The organism is Prevotella sp. kh1p2, assembly GCF_900111525.1.
GTDB lineage: Bacteria > Bacteroidota > Bacteroidia > Bacteroidales > Bacteroidaceae > Prevotella.
This window is the reverse complement of record NZ_FOHY01000006.1, coordinates 148872-165345: the sequence shown is the minus strand read 5'-3', so window position 1 is coordinate 165345 and position 16474 is coordinate 148872. Positions and strand designations below refer to the sequence as shown.

Genomic DNA, 16474 nt, shown 5'->3' with positions numbered 1-16474 from the left:
TAACCAGCAAGATAACGACAGCAGTAAAACAAACCGGTATCCTCCCCTTGGAAAGGGGAGGACAGGCGGGGATGATATTTTCGGAAAATATGCTATGAAACTTTTGCCCGCAAGTAGTTAAAAAACAAATTCTTACGAGTGCGAAAACCGAAGCTATCCTTCAAGGCCCTTGACCCATAGCTTCAAGCCCCTTGAAGATGCCCTTCAGGGGGCTTGAAGGATACCTTTTACTTGCTTGGTTGTAACTTACTGATTCTTAATGATTTGCAGTTTCCAGCCCTTAACGGTGAGTTGGGGAGCCTGTTCTCAATGATGTTGCGGCTGCGGAAGGGGGCTGCAATTCCGGCCGAGACGGCAGTGTGGGCGCTGGCTTACGGCTGTTTTGTCACTTCGTCTCCACGCTTGGCCTGCCCGTTGCTCCGGCACCGGCGTGGCAGAGCTGCTGTATCAGAACAGCGGGAGGATGGGGGCACTGTCGGTTTCCTGGTATTCTTCGCCCATCAGCTTGCGGTATTCGTCGTGAAAACGGCGGCGGGCTTCCTGCAACTCGAACTCCTTGCCCATGCGCTTGAGGACTTTCTGCTGGCAACCGAAGGCCCGTTCGTTAACGGGATCGATGACAAACAGCTCTTCGATGCACCATATCGTGACGCGATATTCCTGCGCCGCGAACGATTGTTTCATGATTTCGGTGAGTGTGGGCACCAGTCTTTCGTCGGTCTCATTCTTGAGTGAATCCATCGCAGGCATGTTCATAAACTCCAGGAACTTGCCTCTGTGCAGGATGGCGAGCACTGCCATGCGGCGTTCCATGGCCTCGCCGGCTGCAATGATGGCCTTCAGCTCGGTGTAGTCGCAGTAAAACGGCGGCTGCATCTGCAGCCTGAAGTAGCCGTTGCGGTAAACAACCTCGATGCCGTCGAGCTCCTGCAGCACCTTGCGCAGGTGGTTGATGGCCACGCTCCGGGAGTTTTTTATTTTCTCGGGTGGCTTCTCTCCCCACATCACGTTGCCCAGCCGGCGCGACGAGATGCCGTCGGCATCGCTGTACTGCAGCAGCAGGCAGAACACTTGTTTGAGCTTGTCGGTAAACAGATAGGTTATGTCGTGGTTGGTGCGGCTGTGCACCGTGAACTCTCCAAACAGGCATACGCTGTTGGGTCGCTGCGGTTCTTCTTCCATCTCCGGCCGAGTGCTGAACTGTGCCAGCTGCTGCCTGCGTTTGCGGCGGGCGCGTTGGAAGGCCAGCAGGCCGCCGCCCGTTAGCAGCAGAGCGGCCGCTGCCAGCCACGGGTACCAGCGGTTAGGCGGCAACTTGCAGGCTTGGGCGAACTGGGCCTCGGTAAGCACGGGGTCGTTAATGGCGTAGGCGCGCAGCTGCGAGCTCTTCTCGTTACTGAACTCGAGCACCGTTGCCACGAACTGACGGAGCAACGGGTCGTAGTAGAGGTTGGCATCGGTCTCGATGCGGTCGGGGTGTATGGGGATGGAGTCGCCCAGAAGCTGGTGGCTGCCGTTGCGTAGCGAGAAACGATAGAGCTTGAGCCAGGAATCGGAAAGGAACTCGGAATAGCAGAGTACGTAAAAGTAAGGGCCGCGTATCACCATGCTGCGGGCCACTACTACGTTTTGGCGGTTGCCCCAGTCCAGGTCCCACAGCTTTTCAACCTTGTTGGTCCGGGTGTCCAGTCGGTGCAGGTCGTAGAAGAAGCGGCGCCCTACGGTCTGGTCGCCCGATTCGTTCCCCATGCCGCCGAAGATGTACACGTAGCGCGATTTGTCGTACCCCATAGCCTGGAAATAGCGCGGGAATTTCTCTCCCCGTATGTCGTGGCGCATGCTCCAGTGGTGGTCGTTCACGTTGTAGGTGTAGAACATGTCGTTGTAGCGCATGTTGGCAAAGCCTCCGTAGATGGTGTACTCGCCCCGGCGCGGGTCGAAGTAGGAGCCGTGGTGGTGCATCTGGCCTTCGTTTATCTGTACGATGGCTTCGGTGCTCCACCTGTACGTGTCGAGGTTCAGGCTGGCAATGGAGGGCTCCTCGTCACGCTTGCCCTCGCGGAAGGTTTCGTACGTGTAGAGCCGGTTGTTGCTCTCGTCAATGAAGTTGGTGCCCAGATAAAGCTGTACGGGGCAGGGAGAGGCGAAGGGTATCTTGCGGAACTGGCGCGATGTGAGGCTATATATAAATAAGGTGTCGCTGTTGTAGTAGTACACTTCTTGCCGGCGGGCGTTGAAGTTGGCTCCGGCCACGGTCCGGGAAGAGTAGGACATCAGCTGCCGCCAGTGGTAGGCATCGTTTATACGCCAGTGTGGATTGAGCACGTAGCCCGTCTTGACTCCCGCCGCTGTGTACACGTCGTTGCCCTGGGCCTGGCTGAGCGGGAAGGTGTAGTTGTGGGCGGAGCTCCTGATGACCAGGTTCTTCATGGCAAACGAGGGCACGTCTATCAGGTAGTCGCTGCGGCCGAAGATGATTTGCGGCGTAAGCTGGCCGGGCAACGAGGTCTTGCGGGTGCTGTGTTGCTTGCCGTCAATGGTCAGGCTGATGGTTTTGTGTTCCATGTCAAACAGCAGCCTGACCTTGAACCACTGCTTGCGGCGCAGTTCGTTGCGGTTAAAGGGGCTCATGATGATACATTTCCGGCCCTCTTCGTTCAGCTCGAAATAGTCGTTCCCGCGCCCGTCGTAGAATACGTTGTAGATTTGCTTGCTCGGCCGGTCGATGATGCGGACAATGTAACCCACCTCTTCGGCAAGCGGAAGCTGCATGTCGAAGGTTATGTCCAGATACTTCTCGAAAATTATCTCATCATGATTGAACACATCGAAAGAAGTACGTCTCTCGATAGAGTTTGCCGGGTTCTGGAAAATTAACCCTTGTGCAATGGCTTTGCAAGGTAAAATAACCGCAATCAACCAAAGTATGTAGCCTGCTCTGCTCATGAAAGGAATTAACCGGTTCGTAGTGTGTAAGTGCAAAGATAGCAAGTTTTTGGCTTTCCGGCAAGGCCGGTGCGGTTTATTTTAGCTTTGCAGCCGGCGTTTTGAAACAAAAAAGGAATGGGTTAGTACAATATTTTTTGATTTAATGGGTTTTTAACCTGTGGTTTAACCAGATGTTTTGTATCATTGCACAATCAAGCAAGCCTGCTGTTAACTGTTGCATCAACTAACCTAAAATAACATTGAACATGAAAAGTATCTTTTACAAGCTGCTGTTTCTGCTGTTGGCAGTAAATCTCGGATTCACCGTTGCCGGATGCAGTGACGACGATGACACGAGAAGCACAAACCTGGGTGTGGGTACCGTGACCGGCGTAATAACCGATGACTACAACGCTCCGTTGGAGGGTGTGGCTGTAGCAACGGCCGACGGCCAAACCGCTACCACCAATGCCAACGGCGAGTTTACGCTCGAAGGTGTGAGCGTAGGGAAAAGCATCATCACCTTTACAAAGAAGAACTACCTTACCATCAGTGTGACCATAACCCCCAAGAGCTTTAGCGAGGGGGTGGCTCTGGTAAACGCAAGCATGGAGTATGCTGCGGCCAGAATTGAAGGAACGGTGCTCGATGCCAAGCATGGCAACGTGCCGATGAAAGATGTAAAGGTAAGCATCAGCGAAACGCAGTCGGTTACAACCGGTGCCGATGGCAAGTATGTTATCGACAATCTGCCGCTTGATGCCTATACCGTTACCTTTAGTGCCAACGGATACGAGACCATCACCCGTACGGTGGGAATTGACGGATTTGTGGATGGCGTGGCTACCATAGACCTTACGATGGGCGGACGGCAGATTTTGCCGCATAAAACCCTGGACGATCTGCTGAATGGCGACCACTGGTATTACAACGAATATCGCGGCGGGCGCAATGGCGAAAGCTATCCCCACTGGGACTGGTCTACCGACTTCATGGCAACATTTGACTTCTACGGATGGTGGGAAGAGCAGAACGAAGGTACCACCTTGCAGATACAGAATGACGAGGAGGGGAAGCTGCACGCTGCCGACTTAAACAACTTTGACTCTTACATCTATGGATGGAAGCATGTAACGGAAGACAACAAAATCATGACCATACAATGTCGCAGCCATAGTACCTCGGCCGATGACCCTACGGTGTGGGGTGTGCAGGTGATTGACATGAGTGTCGGAGAGCCCACTGCAGTAAAACTGGGCGACAACCGTACGCTCGACCGTACCGACGGAAGCTACTCCAGCGAGGTCTTTGACCTGAGCCAGTACGTAGGAAAGGATGTTGTGATAGCAGTAGGTATCTACAGAGCCCGTCAGGGTGACTACTGGAAGCAGCTTGTATTGCGGCGTATCGCCTTCAACAATCAGGCTGTACCCGAAGGTAACTGGGGATGGCTGACGGGAACTCCGGTAAACGAAGAGCTCTCCGGCTGGGGATTAACCCGGGAAATGGTTCGCTCAACCATGCCGCAGACCATGTGGAGCTTCTCGGGAGTTTCTCCTCAGAGCGGAAATCGCGACGATTACGGCAAGGCTTACCATTCGTGGCGCGACGTGGCTCATATAGGCGCACTGTGGTCGTTTGTACCACTGCATAAAGATACGGAGCCCTTTGCCGGTGAAGGATTTGTGATGAAGACCAACGGAGGCGGCACTCCCGTGAGCCTTACGGAGCCGCAAGCCTACTTCTATGCCAAATTCTCCATCCAGACCGGTCACGACCACCTGGTGTTAAGGTGCCGCAACTTCAACGGCAACAATGCAACCTATTTTAAATTGACGGCTATCGACAATGACATGAACGTAAAGCATATCGCTCCCTCACTGGTTTCAGCCAACAAATGGGGAAATGCCGAAAGCGGCAGTGTTTGGTTCATACATGAAGACGGAGGAACTGGAAATCCGGAAGGATATGCCACCTTCCAGTACGATCTCTCGGAATTCAACGGTAAGGACGTAACACTCTGCCTGGGAGTATATAAGGGCACCGACAACGGTGACGAGAATAAGCTCTGTATCTATAGTATCAACCTGAATTAAAATACCAATTAGTGATGAAGAAAATACTGACTGCAGTAATGGCCCTGCTGTGCATGACCGGATTTGCCAGTTGCGAGAAAGAGCAGATGAACAGCATTCCTTACAATCTCTCGCACGAGCCCTTGCCGTCGCAGGCAGGAGCAGAGTTGGCCGTTCTTGATTTGTCAAAGGCCATCGCCCTGACGGATACGGCGGTGAACCGTTATTTTACCGGAGCCAACATGACCATGCAGCGCTATTATAATCCTTATACAAAGTCGGCCTCTGCGGAGGTCGGCAGCGTGTGGATGTACACTTCTGCCATTGAGGCGGTGAATTCTGTCATGGAATCCCTGAAGGCCAACCAGAAGCTGGCTCCCAAACTGTATGCCGACAACTATGCCCGTTACGGGGAACTGCTGACAAAACTATACGCCGGATTGGAGTTTTATGCCGGCACAACGACCATTACTTCTTATACTCAGACCAAGAAGTGGACGGTGTATGCAGTGGACAGGGCCGACGTACCCGGAGGTGCAAACGCCGGGGGTACAAATAATGTGTACGACGACCAGGAATGGCTGGTTCGCGAAATGGTACGCTCCTACCTGATTACCGGCAAAGGGGAGTATCTGGCTAAGGCCGAATATCTCACGGATTACGTGCTCGACGGGTGGGACTGCACTATCAATGCCAACGGCGATGAGAACGGCGGTATAACCTGGGGACCGGGATATGTGACCAAACATTCGTGCAGCAACGGGCCGCTTGTAAGTCCGCTGGTGTGGCTATACGAAATCTATCGTGGCAAGGCGGACATGATAACCTACCGCAAGGTGGACCTCAATGGGCATCGCTATGAGGTAACAGCAAAGAAGAGCGACTACTATCTGGATTATGCCAAGAAGATTTATGAGTGGCAGAAGAAATACCTGCAGATGGACAACGGCGTGTACTTTGACCTGATAGGTGTCAACGGCAATAGCCCGCAATATGAGCAGGTGGAAGGAAATACCTATCGCAAGGGCCTCGCGCTTACTACTCCTTCCGGCACTGCCTATACTTACAACAGCGGAGCCATGCTCTCCGGATGCGCAGATCTGTACAGAGTGACTCGTCTGGGAACTTTTCTCTCGGATACGGAGAACCTTGCAAAGGCTTCGTTCTCTGTCTTTGCCGACAAGGATGCGGCTGTGCCAGGATATTACTCTTATCCGATAGAAGGCTTCAGTACTTGGTTCAACGATGTACTCATGCGTGGATATATAGCAGCCTGCAAACAAAGTCAAACAGCCAGAGATGCCCTGGACAGTTTCCAGCATAACCTGGATTACGGTTGGGCTAACTATTTGCACGGAGGCCTCTTGCCAACCAATTTACTTGTTGGCTGGAGCCGGACGTTGGCAAACAATCAGGTTGAAGGCATGTTTGCTTTTGCCTTCGCGTCAGAGTATGCCATGCTGGCAAACTATCAGTGCCAGGTACACGAGGAGTAAACTAAAACGAACAGACCATGAAATCAAAAGTAATAAACTGTATTCTGACGCTTGTATTCACTGCTATGAGCATGGGAACACATGCGCAGAACATTGCCTTGAAGGGAAGTGTAACCGACCAGAATGGCGAACCTGTTATCGGAGCAACGGTATCCATAGAAGGAACCAAGACGATGACGGTCACCGATCTTGATGGTAAGTATGCCCTGCAGGCGCCGTCTAACGGAACGCTGGTAGTGAATTACATCGGCATGAAGACCTTTACAACTAACATAGCGGGCCGGCATGAGATTGATGTCAAGCTGCAGGATGATGTCAATATATTGGAAGACATTGTTGTGGTGGGCTATGGAACCCAGAAGCGCGGCTCGGTTACAGGCTCTGTTGCAGCAGTAAAGGGTGACGAGATGGTGCGTACCAAGAACGAAAATCCGCAGAACATGCTTACCGGTCGTGTAGCCGGCGTACGCGTTTGGCAGAAGAGTGCAGAACCTGGTTCGTACAACAACAACTTCGATGTACGTGGTATGGGCTCGCCACTGGTTATCATCGACGGAATTCCTCGTGACATGAGCGACTTTCAGCGCATGAATGCCAACGACATTCAGGATATCTCCATATTAAAGGATGCTTCTGCTTCTATTTACGGACTGCGGTCTGCCAACGGCGTGGTTCTTATAACTACCAAAAAAGGACAAGCTGGCAAAACGAAAGTTTCCTACAATGGCTCTTACACAGTGCAAGTTCCTAAGAGCATGCCTAAGTTGCTGAACCCCTATCAAACGATGGATTTGTTTAATGAGCGAGCTCGAAACAATGTAAACGGAGGTGCGCCAGTCTTTACGGATGATTACTATGAGGCTTTCAGAAGTGGCACCCGACGAACAACAGACTGGAATAGCCTAATCTTTGCGAAGTCTGCTCCTGAGACTAACCACAACGTCACCATTTCGGGAGGAAGTGATCGCAGTCAATATTTCATGAGCTTCGGCTACTTGTACCAGGAAGGTTTCTTTAAATCGGGCGATTTGAATTACAGCAAATACAACCTTACTTCAAACATTACGACTGAGATATTCAAAGGACTCAAAGCCGAACTCAACATCAATGCCATGGTTGACAAGCAGAATAATCCTTATAGCAGTTCGGTCGATATTATTCGCAATTACTGGAGACAAGGCGTACTGTTTCCCGCTTATGCCGATGAAGCAGGAACGATGCTGAATTATGAAGGGCTTGATCTTGAAGAGAATACAGTAGCCAAAATGACATCAGACATTTCGGGTTACCGCAAGTACAAGCGTGCACAGATACTCACTTCGGGGGCTTTGACTTACGATTTCGGCACATTGACCGATGTATTGAAAGGACTCTCGGCTAAGGCAATGATAAGTTACGATTACCACTTGAATAATAACACGATATTCCGCAAAGAGTATTACCAGTACGCCTACGACCCAACCACACAATCTTACACACAGAAATTGTATTCGACGAGTTCTCCCAGTCGATTGACAAGAGAACACTTCGACACCCAACAGTTCCTTACCCAGCTAACCGTTAACTATCATCGCGATTTCGGACTCCATAGCATTTCCGGTGTATTAGGCTTCGAGTCGCAGCGCCGTACCGGCGACAACTTCTATGCCATGCGCAATTTGGCATTCAGTTCGCCCTATCTGTTTAACGGAGTAGACGACGGCCAGATAGGCAACAGCTACCCCGGAAGTATTTATGCAGCCAACTACAATGCCTTCATCGGACGCCTTAACTACAGTTTCGCCAATCGTTATCTGTTTGAAGGGCAGTTCCGCTATGACGGCAGTTCGCAGTTTGCCGACGGTCATCGCTGGGGCTTCTTCCCTTCGGTCAGCGCCGGTTGGGTTGTTTCAGAAGAGCCCTGGTTCAAATCCGTTTCATGGCTGAAGGACATCGACCAACTGAAACTTCGCCTAAGTTACGGAGAGATGGGTGACGATTCCGGCGCCGGTTACGACTGGGTGGCCGGTTACACCTATCCGTCTACGAGCGGGAATGCAGAAAACGGATACTACAACCAGTACACTCCGGGCTATATCTTTGGCAATCAATTTGTTTATGCCGCAACTCCGATGGCCATTCCCAACCAGCTTATCTCATGGTATAAGGCCAAGACCTTTGATGCAGGCATTGATTTCAACTTGCGCAACGGCCTTTTTGGTTTCTCGCTCGATTATTTCAGCCGTGAGATGACAGGCCTCTACGAGTACAGAGTCTCTGAGTTCCCCACTGTAATCGGTGCCAATCCTCCGCGTGAAAATGCTAACAGCAGCCGTAACTTCGGCTTGGAACTGGAGTTGCGCCATCATTACCAGATTGGAAAGGACTTTGCCTACAACATAAAGGGCATTGTTACCGTTACGCGCCAGAAGTACGAAACGGCTATCCAGAACGGTCCTTATGCCAATGCCTACGACCAATGGCGCCATGACAACCTGAACAACAGATATCAGGGAGTTCAGTTCGGCTACGAGGGTAATGGGCGGTACAACAACTGGGACGAAATCTGGAACGACCCCGTATTTCACGAGCGCGATGTGCTCCCCGGAGATTACAAGTACCTGGACTGGAACGGTGACGGAGAGATTAACAGCCTTGACGAGCATCCGTATGCCTTCGACCAGACGCCGTGGATGAATTACAGCCTGAACTTTGACTGCACTTGGCGCAACTTCGACTTCAGTATGCTCTGGCAGGGTTCGGCCTTAGGCTCCATGTCGTACGAGGAGCCGCTGTACTCCATCTGGGGTTCCAGCCAGAGCGGTGGCGGCGCCTTGGAGCAATTCTGGGATCGTTGGCATCCTACCGACCCAACTGCCGACCCCTATGACCCTGCAACCACATGGGTTGGAGGCTACTATGCCTTCACCGGCCATTATCCTTTTGCCAATTCCGACTTCAACCGTGTGAGCACCGCTTACCTGCGTCTGAAGCAAATAGAGATAGGATATACCCTGCCGCGTTTGTCGGTCATGCCTACATTAAACCTTCGCGTATATGCCAATGCTTATAACTTGTTCACCATTACAGGCGTAAAGTTTGTAGACCCTGAGCATCCGAGCGATGAGCTCGGGCGGCTCTATCCGCTGAACCGCACCTTCACGCTGGGCCTGCAGCTATCATTCTAACTTTCAAAAACTTGATACGTATGAAAAGAATTATAATACTATTGACAGCGGTATGTTTGTTGGCATCTTGTGTAGACATGGATGTTCCGCCCAAGAATGTTGTTACTGCCGACCAGCTGCTGGGCGACGAGTCGGGCATGGATATTTATCTGGCTCGCCTCTACAGTTATATGCCTTACGAGGACTTTAAATACCAGGGCCAATGGGGCTTCCAGTTCAATGGCTGGCTGGTGAGCCTGGGCATTGAGGGAACGGGTGAATGTCTCGACCGAGACGGCATCTGCCGGGCTTTTACGGGCGAAGACACGCCGTACTGGGGAATGGCATTTACCGAGTTGCGCGATGTCAACAGCATGATAGAAACGCTCCCCAAATACAAGGACCGCTATCCCGAGACAGTCTATAATCACTATCTGGGCGAGGCCTATTATATCCGCGCCACCGTCTTTTACGCAATGGCCCGGCGTTTTGGTGGCGTTCCGTTGGTTACCAAGGTTATCCAGTATCCCAACAATACTGACAGCCTTGAGGTGCCGCGCTCCTCGGAGGAGGACACCTGGAACCAGGTGCTGGCCGATTACGACAAAGCTATCAGCCTGTTGCAGCCTGCAAGCCCCAAGGCAGGCTATTGCAACAAATATAAAGCGCTGGCCTGGAAGTCCGAAGCCATGCTCTATGCCGGTTCGGTGGCAAAGTACAACCAGACGGTGAGCGGCCACTTGACGGGCGTTGGCAAGAAGACAGGCGTACGCGTCATAGGTTTTGCCCCCGAGCGTTGGGAAGCAGCATCCAAGAAGTATTTCACCGAGGCCTACAATGCAGCCATCGAAGTCATCAAGAGCGGTCGTTATACACTGTATATGAAGAACTGGGAAGCTGGTAATCCTACAGCCCAGTATCAGAACATGGTCAACATGTTCTTCGATGCCGACAGCCCCGAGAACATTGACGTAAAAGACTACGACCTGCCAACCGTTGCTCATGGCTACGACGCCTACAACGCTCCCTTCATTTACCACATGCCGCTCTCGGGCGGAATGTGCCCCACGCTGGACTTCTGTCAGCTCTTCGACGGTTTCGGCCGCTATGCCGACGGCTCCATTCGCGTTACCGACGGCAGCAACTGCGGCAACGGCCATTACCTGCTTTATGACTCTCCGCTCGATTTCTTCAAGGATGTAGAGCCCCGCCTGCGTGCCTGGATTATCTATCCCGGCGACACCCACCGCGGCGACGTGCAGGAGATACGCACGGGAACCTATGTGGGCAGCACCCCCATCAGCCCGTTGTTTGAAGATTACTCCTATGCTACGTCAGAGAAAACCTACCAGCAGCTCGATGCCTATACCAAGAAACCCAAGACGCTGTACCTGAGTCCCAACTCCGGCGCCAGTCAGGAGAAGGTGCCTCTGGCCGACGGAACAACGATGAACGCCTCCGGTACCGACGGCCCGTTCTACAACAACGGCGAAGCCACTCTCACGGGACTCTACGTCCGTAAGTACCTCAACCCCGACCCATCTTCCACCATCGGCGAGGGCAAATGCGGACAGGACTTCATCCTCATGCGCTATGCCGAAGTACTGCTCAATATGGCTGAGGCTGCCGTAGAGCTGGCTGAAGCGGGAGTGGCAGCCCCTGACGGGAGCGACTTGCTGCAGAATGCCACCGATGCCGTTAACGCCATCCGCACCCGTGCGGGCGCTACGCTGCTTACAGCCAAGCTCAACAACACCGACGCCAGCCGCAACATCGTGCGCCGAGAGCGCCGAAAGGAACTGGCCTTCGAGTCCAAAACCAAGTGGGACCTGCGCCGTTGGCGCGTTCAGCACTACGAGGGACGCGACGGATTCTGGGGTGAGGAACGCGACAAAAACACCTTCAGCAACAACAGCCAATACCGGTTCCGCGGTCTGTATCCGTTCTATTCCACCCAGGCCGGCAAGTGGTTCTTCGACGAACACTTCCAGTTCGTAAGCCTCAAGACTTTCGATTACTCCATCCTTGATTATTATTGGGCCATTCCTGACGGTGAAGTAACCAAGAGCTCCGTCATCGACCAGCAGCCTAACCGATAAAACCCTAAAAGAAAACGAATATGAAAAAATTAGCAATATCAGCCATGCTGCTGTCTGTTTTGGGCCTTACGTCCTGCGATGTCTTTGAACTCGACAACTACGAGGAGCCCGGCGAAACCATCCACGGCGCCGTGATAGATGCCGCCACGGGCGACTCGCTGCAGACCGACCAGGGCAGCGAGGGCATCAGAGTGCGCATGACGCAGCTCGACTACAGCGACAATGCCGACCATAACCCCGACTTCTATTGCATGCCCGACGGCTCTTTCCGCAACACCAAGGTGTTTGAGGGCATGTACAACGTGCGGGTCGACGGCCCTTTCATCCCCATCGTGCGTGAGAACGAGGCCGGAGTACCGCTGGCCGATAATACCCAGGACGTAAAGGTAAGCGGTTCTACGGAAGTCATCTTCAGGGTAATGCCCTTTCTCAGGGTAGAGTTCGTGGGCTATCCCACGGTTTCCAACGGCCAGATTGCGGCCAAGGTAAAGGTTACGCGTGGCGTTTCGCGCGACGAATTCCGCAAACTCATTGAGCCCATGGGCAACTACGATGAGAAATATCCCAACGTAACCGACGTGCAGCTCTTCGTAAGCTACTCCTCGTCCGTAGGCTACCGCGCCCGCGACGAGCGCTGGTCAAGCAGTATAGAGTATGACGGCGATTCCTTCGACAGCCTCTTGGATACTCCCGTAACCATCAGGTCTGCCAAGGGCATAGCCATTCCTTCAGGCCGCCACGTATGGGTACGGGCAGCAGCACGCATCAACTACGATACCCCGGCAGGCAGCGGAACGCGCCGGTGGAACTACAGCAAGCCTATGGAGGTGATGATTCCGTAGCACCTCATGGGGGCATGCTGAAAGGTTGCCGCACTGCCGGCGCCTTTTGGCATGCCCTTTTTCTTGTCTTCATGCCGCGCTCCCGAGGGAGCAAAAGATGCCGTCCGGCAACTTTCGACAGGTGTCGCACGATAATGTGACACTTGTCGAACAATCGTGCGACACCTGTCGAAAGTTCCCGCCGCATGTCCGCCGCACCCCGTTTCATGACAGGCGGAGGGGCGACAGGCTACGGCGCGTGCCCCTGCTTGGTACCAACAAGGGCCTGAAGTTAGTGTGCATGTTTTGCTTCTGGTTGTTTTTCTTTGGTTAAAAGACGCTAAAAAACATTCGCGGCACGATGATAAAACGTAACTTTAGAGTCTGTTTTTGATAGGGCAGGGCGGCTGATGCGAAGCATGAAAAACAACGATAACCGCCGTGCCGGGAGCCGGCTTAACGTACATTAACTACGTGCAGCAGGGCAGACGGGGCTCTTCAAGATGAACAGATAGCATGAACGACAAACCGACAATACGATTTTGTGAACTCTAAACCGATAAATGAAATGAAAAAAACATTGATGCTGGCACTGTTGCTCGTGGCTTGCATGACCGCCGGAGCACAGAGCCCGGAAGTCTTCAGGCCCTACAAGGCCACCCGGCTGCGGCTGCCGGCGGTGCCGCTCGTGGTCAACGACCCCTATCTTTCTATCTGGTCGCCCTATGACAGGCTGACCGACGGCTCCACACGCCACTGGACCGACGCCGAAAAACCGCTGGAGGGACTGCTCCGCGTGGACGGTAAGGTGTACCGCTTCATGGGCGACGAGCGTCGTGCCATACTCGAGGCCGTGGCTCCCATGGCTGCAGACACGGGCTGGGATGCCGCCTACACCAACAAGAAACAGGCCGACGGATGGCAGCAACCCGACTTCGACGACAAGGCGTGGCAGCACGGCAAGGGCGCTTTCGGTTCCTCCGGCGACGGCATCCGCACGCGTTGGGAGGCCGAGCAGAGCGACATCTACATCCGCCGCGAGGTGAACCTGTCGCAGCAGGACTTGGCTAACGAGCTCTATGCCATCTTCTCCCACGACGATGCCTGCGAGCTCTACATCAACGGCACCAAGGTGGCAACGGGCCGCATGACGGCCGTTTACGATGAGCGCGTGCACCTTACGGGCGAACTGAAGAGGCTCCTGCACCCGGGACGCAACGTGATGGCCTTCCATGTTTACAACAACCGCGGCGGCGCCTATGCCGACTTCGGCCTCTTCCGCGACGTTTCCACCACCAATGCCGGCATCCTGAAGGCCGAACAGCAGAGCGTGAACGTACTGGCCACGTCGACCTACTACACCTTCAACTGCGGCCCCGTGGAACTCAGCGTGGTGTTTACGGCGCCCATGCTCATCGACGATCTCGACCTGCTCTCTACCCCCGTAAACTACATCAGCTACCAGGTGCGCCCGCTCGACAAGCGCAGCCACGACGTGCAGTTCTATCTCTCGGCCTCGCCCCTCATCGGAACAGACAAGGCCAACCAGCCCACCGTCTCCACCGTAGAGCAGCACCAGGGCGTGAGCTACCTCAAGACGGGCACCGTAGACCAGCCTATACTGGCCAAGAAGGGCGACGGCATCTGCATTGACTGGGGCTACCTGTACCTGCCCGGCATCAATGGAACCGTGAGCCTGGGCGGCGACAACGAGGTGAAAGGCAGCTTCCTCTCCTCCGGCAAGCTGCCCGCAACGCAGCAGCGGGTAGTGGCCCGCCGTGCCGGAGAGATGCCCACGCTGGCCTACGTGCACGACTTTGGCGCCGTGCAGGGCCTCGCAGCCAGCTATGCACTCATAGGCTACGACGAGATACAGGACATAGAGTACATGTACCGGCGCTATAAAGCCTACTGGGCCCACGAGGGCAAGGTCTCCATCTTCGACGCCTTTGCCCGGCTCAACGCCTCTTACGCCTCCGTCATGCAGCGTTGCCGCGCCCTCGACCGCCGTATCTACGACGACGGAATGGCCTCGGGCAACGCCCACTATGCCGAGATACTCTCCGCATCTTACCGCCAGGTGATGGCTGCCCACAAGCTCTTCACCGACAACGAGGGCCATCTGCTCTACTTCTCCAAGGAGAACAACTCCAACGGATGCGTCAACACCGTAGACCTAACCTACCCCTCGGCACCGCTCTACCTGGTCTACAACCCCCAGCTTGAGAAGGCCATGATGACCAGTATCTTTGAGTACAGCCGCTCCGGGCGCTGGACCAAGCCCTTTGCCGCCCACGACCTGGGAACCTACCCCATAGCAAACGGACAGGTGTACGGTGGCGACATGCCGATAGAGGAGGCCGGAAACATGGTTACACTAACTGCCATGCTCTCCAAACTCGACGGCAACACCCAATACGCCGACCAGTACTGGGACTTGCTCACGCTGTGGACAGATTATCTGGTGGCCAACGGTCAGGACCCTGCCAACCAGCTCTGCACCGACGATTTTGCCGGTCACTGGGCTCACAACTGCAATCTATCGGCCAAGGCCATCATGGGCGTGGCCGGATATGCAGAGATGGCACGTATGCGGGGCGACGAGGCAACAGCCTCCAAGTACATGGACAAGGCACGCGAAATGGCCCAAGAGTGGGAGCGCCAGGCACGTGAAGCCGACCACTACCGCCTCGCCTTCGACCGCGCCGACACCTGGAGCCAGAAGTACAACATGGTTTGGGACAAGCTCTGGGGCACGAACATCTTCCCCAACGACGCCATCGGGCGCGAAGTGAGCTACTACCTCAAGAAGCAGAACAAGTACGGTCTGCCCCTCGACATCCGCCGCGACTACACCAAGACCGACTGGATAATGTGGACGGCCGCCATGAGTAAGGACAAAAAGACGTTCCTCCGCTTCGTGGAACCCGTATATACCTACATCAACGAGACGCCCTCGCGCGTGCCCATCAGCGACTGGAGCGACACCAAGACGGCCGAGATGGTGGGCTTCAAGGCCCGCTCCGTTATCGGCGGCTACTGGATGCAGGTGCTTGCCCACAAGCTGGCAAGGCGCTAAGAACACATCGGCCCGCAGCACATCCTGTAGCTGCGGGCCGATTGCATGCCGGCAGCATGCTTTTCATATATCATTCTGTCATCCTTAGCTCTTATGCAGAAGGGGGGTTGACAGAGTGTTTTTTTTATGCTTTGACTATGCAGTTGTATGGTCTCTTTGGAGTCTTGGCGGAGTAGCAGTTTGGCTCTAAGCATCATGGAGGTATGCTTCAAGCTCCTTGAAAGCATCGTTCAAGAGGCTTGAAGATGGCCTTCGAGGGGCTTGAAAGGCACCTTTGTTCTCCCTTACTTGTAACTTGTTGATTTATATATCATTGCTCCCTCCCTTTTGGAGGGTGGGGATAGGCTCTCTCTTCCCCTCCTAACCTCTCTTTTCCAAGGGGAGGAAAAGCTGTTGCTGGTTTCCTGCTGGTTGGTTGATTATTTTTAAAGACAGAGTAACAGAGTAATTTTTCAGCTGCTGCAGCTTTGGTTGATTGCGGGAATGGGCAAGCAACAGTTTGCAGAAAGACTAACTGGTATCCTCCCCTTGGAAAGGGGAGGCGGAGGAGGGGATGACCACTTTGCAGGCTGACAATAATCCATCTGCAGATTAACTATTACTTGCTGCGGTCATCATCCCCTCCTAACCTCCCCTTTCTAAGGGGAGGATACTGGTTTGTCCTGTGTTTATTGCTGCCTACCTCTCCATCTATCGTTTGCGCGTCCCATGACTCAAACTAAAAGAGATTACTCTGTTACTCTGTCCTTAACCCATAACTGCAGCTAAAAAAACTACTCTGTTACTCTGTCTTAAAATTCCACTGGCCTTGTTCAAAGAACAGAGCGGCA

Annotated in this window: 7 protein-coding genes; 6 read left to right on the top strand and 1 reads right to left on the bottom strand. The window is 53.7% G+C overall.

Annotated features, from left to right (window positions below):
• Positions 1–447 precede the first annotated feature (447 nt).
• Positions 448–2826: a DNA-binding transcriptional activator gene (locus tag BMW31_RS05330; protein WP_143049153.1), complete on the bottom strand. Its 2379-nt coding sequence runs from the start codon at positions 2824–2826 to the stop codon at positions 448–450.
• Positions 2827–3194: 368 nt separating this feature from the next.
• Between BMW31_RS05330 and BMW31_RS05325 the strand changes: the two genes are divergently transcribed.
• From BMW31_RS05325 to BMW31_RS05300, 6 genes are all read left to right on the top strand, one after another.
• The gene (locus BMW31_RS05325) at positions 3195–5024 is read left to right on the top strand and encodes a carboxypeptidase-like regulatory domain-containing protein (protein WP_091822104.1); all 1830 of its coding nucleotides are present in this window, start codon (positions 3195–3197) and stop codon (positions 5022–5024) included.
• A gap of 14 nt (positions 5025–5038) precedes the next feature.
• The gene (locus BMW31_RS05320; protein ID WP_091822102.1) at positions 5039–6499 is read left to right on the top strand and encodes a glycoside hydrolase family 76 protein; all 1461 of its coding nucleotides are present in this window, start codon (positions 5039–5041) and stop codon (positions 6497–6499) included.
• A gap of 17 nt (positions 6500–6516) precedes the next feature.
• Positions 6517–9666: a SusC/RagA family TonB-linked outer membrane protein gene (locus BMW31_RS05315; RefSeq protein ID WP_091822099.1), complete on the top strand. Its 3150-nt coding sequence runs from the start codon at positions 6517–6519 to the stop codon at positions 9664–9666.
• A 20-nt stretch (positions 9667–9686) separates the two neighbouring features.
• Positions 9687–11744, top strand: a complete 2058-nt coding sequence (locus tag BMW31_RS05310; protein ID WP_091822096.1) for a RagB/SusD family nutrient uptake outer membrane protein — start codon at positions 9687–9689, stop codon at positions 11742–11744.
• 20 nt (positions 11745–11764) lie between these two features.
• Positions 11765–12586: a DUF3823 domain-containing protein gene (locus BMW31_RS05305; protein ID WP_091822093.1), complete on the top strand. Its 822-nt coding sequence runs from the start codon at positions 11765–11767 to the stop codon at positions 12584–12586.
• Positions 12587–13133: 547 nt separating this feature from the next.
• The gene (locus tag BMW31_RS05300; RefSeq protein WP_091822091.1) at positions 13134–15644 is read left to right on the top strand and encodes a glutaminase family protein; all 2511 of its coding nucleotides are present in this window, start codon (positions 13134–13136) and stop codon (positions 15642–15644) included.
• The last annotated feature ends 830 nt before the right edge of the window (positions 15645–16474 follow it).

What these genes read in the sequence shown, in the direction of transcription:
- BMW31_RS05325 (WP_091822104.1), top strand. Translation starts at nt 3,195, where the DNA reads ATGAAAAGTATCTTTTACAAGCTGCTGTTTCTGCTGTTGGCAGTAAAT.
- BMW31_RS05320 (WP_091822102.1), top strand. Translation starts at nt 5,039, where the DNA reads ATGAAGAAAATACTGACTGCAGTAATGGCCCTGCTGTGCATGACCGGA.
- BMW31_RS05315 (WP_091822099.1), top strand. Translation starts at nt 6,517, where the DNA reads ATGAAATCAAAAGTAATAAACTGTATTCTGACGCTTGTATTCACTGCT.
- BMW31_RS05310 (WP_091822096.1), top strand. Translation starts at nt 9,687, where the DNA reads ATGAAAAGAATTATAATACTATTGACAGCGGTATGTTTGTTGGCATCT.
- BMW31_RS05305 (WP_091822093.1), top strand. Translation starts at nt 11,765, where the DNA reads ATGAAAAAATTAGCAATATCAGCCATGCTGCTGTCTGTTTTGGGCCTT.
- BMW31_RS05300 (WP_091822091.1), top strand. Translation starts at nt 13,134, where the DNA reads ATGAAAAAAACATTGATGCTGGCACTGTTGCTCGTGGCTTGCATGACC.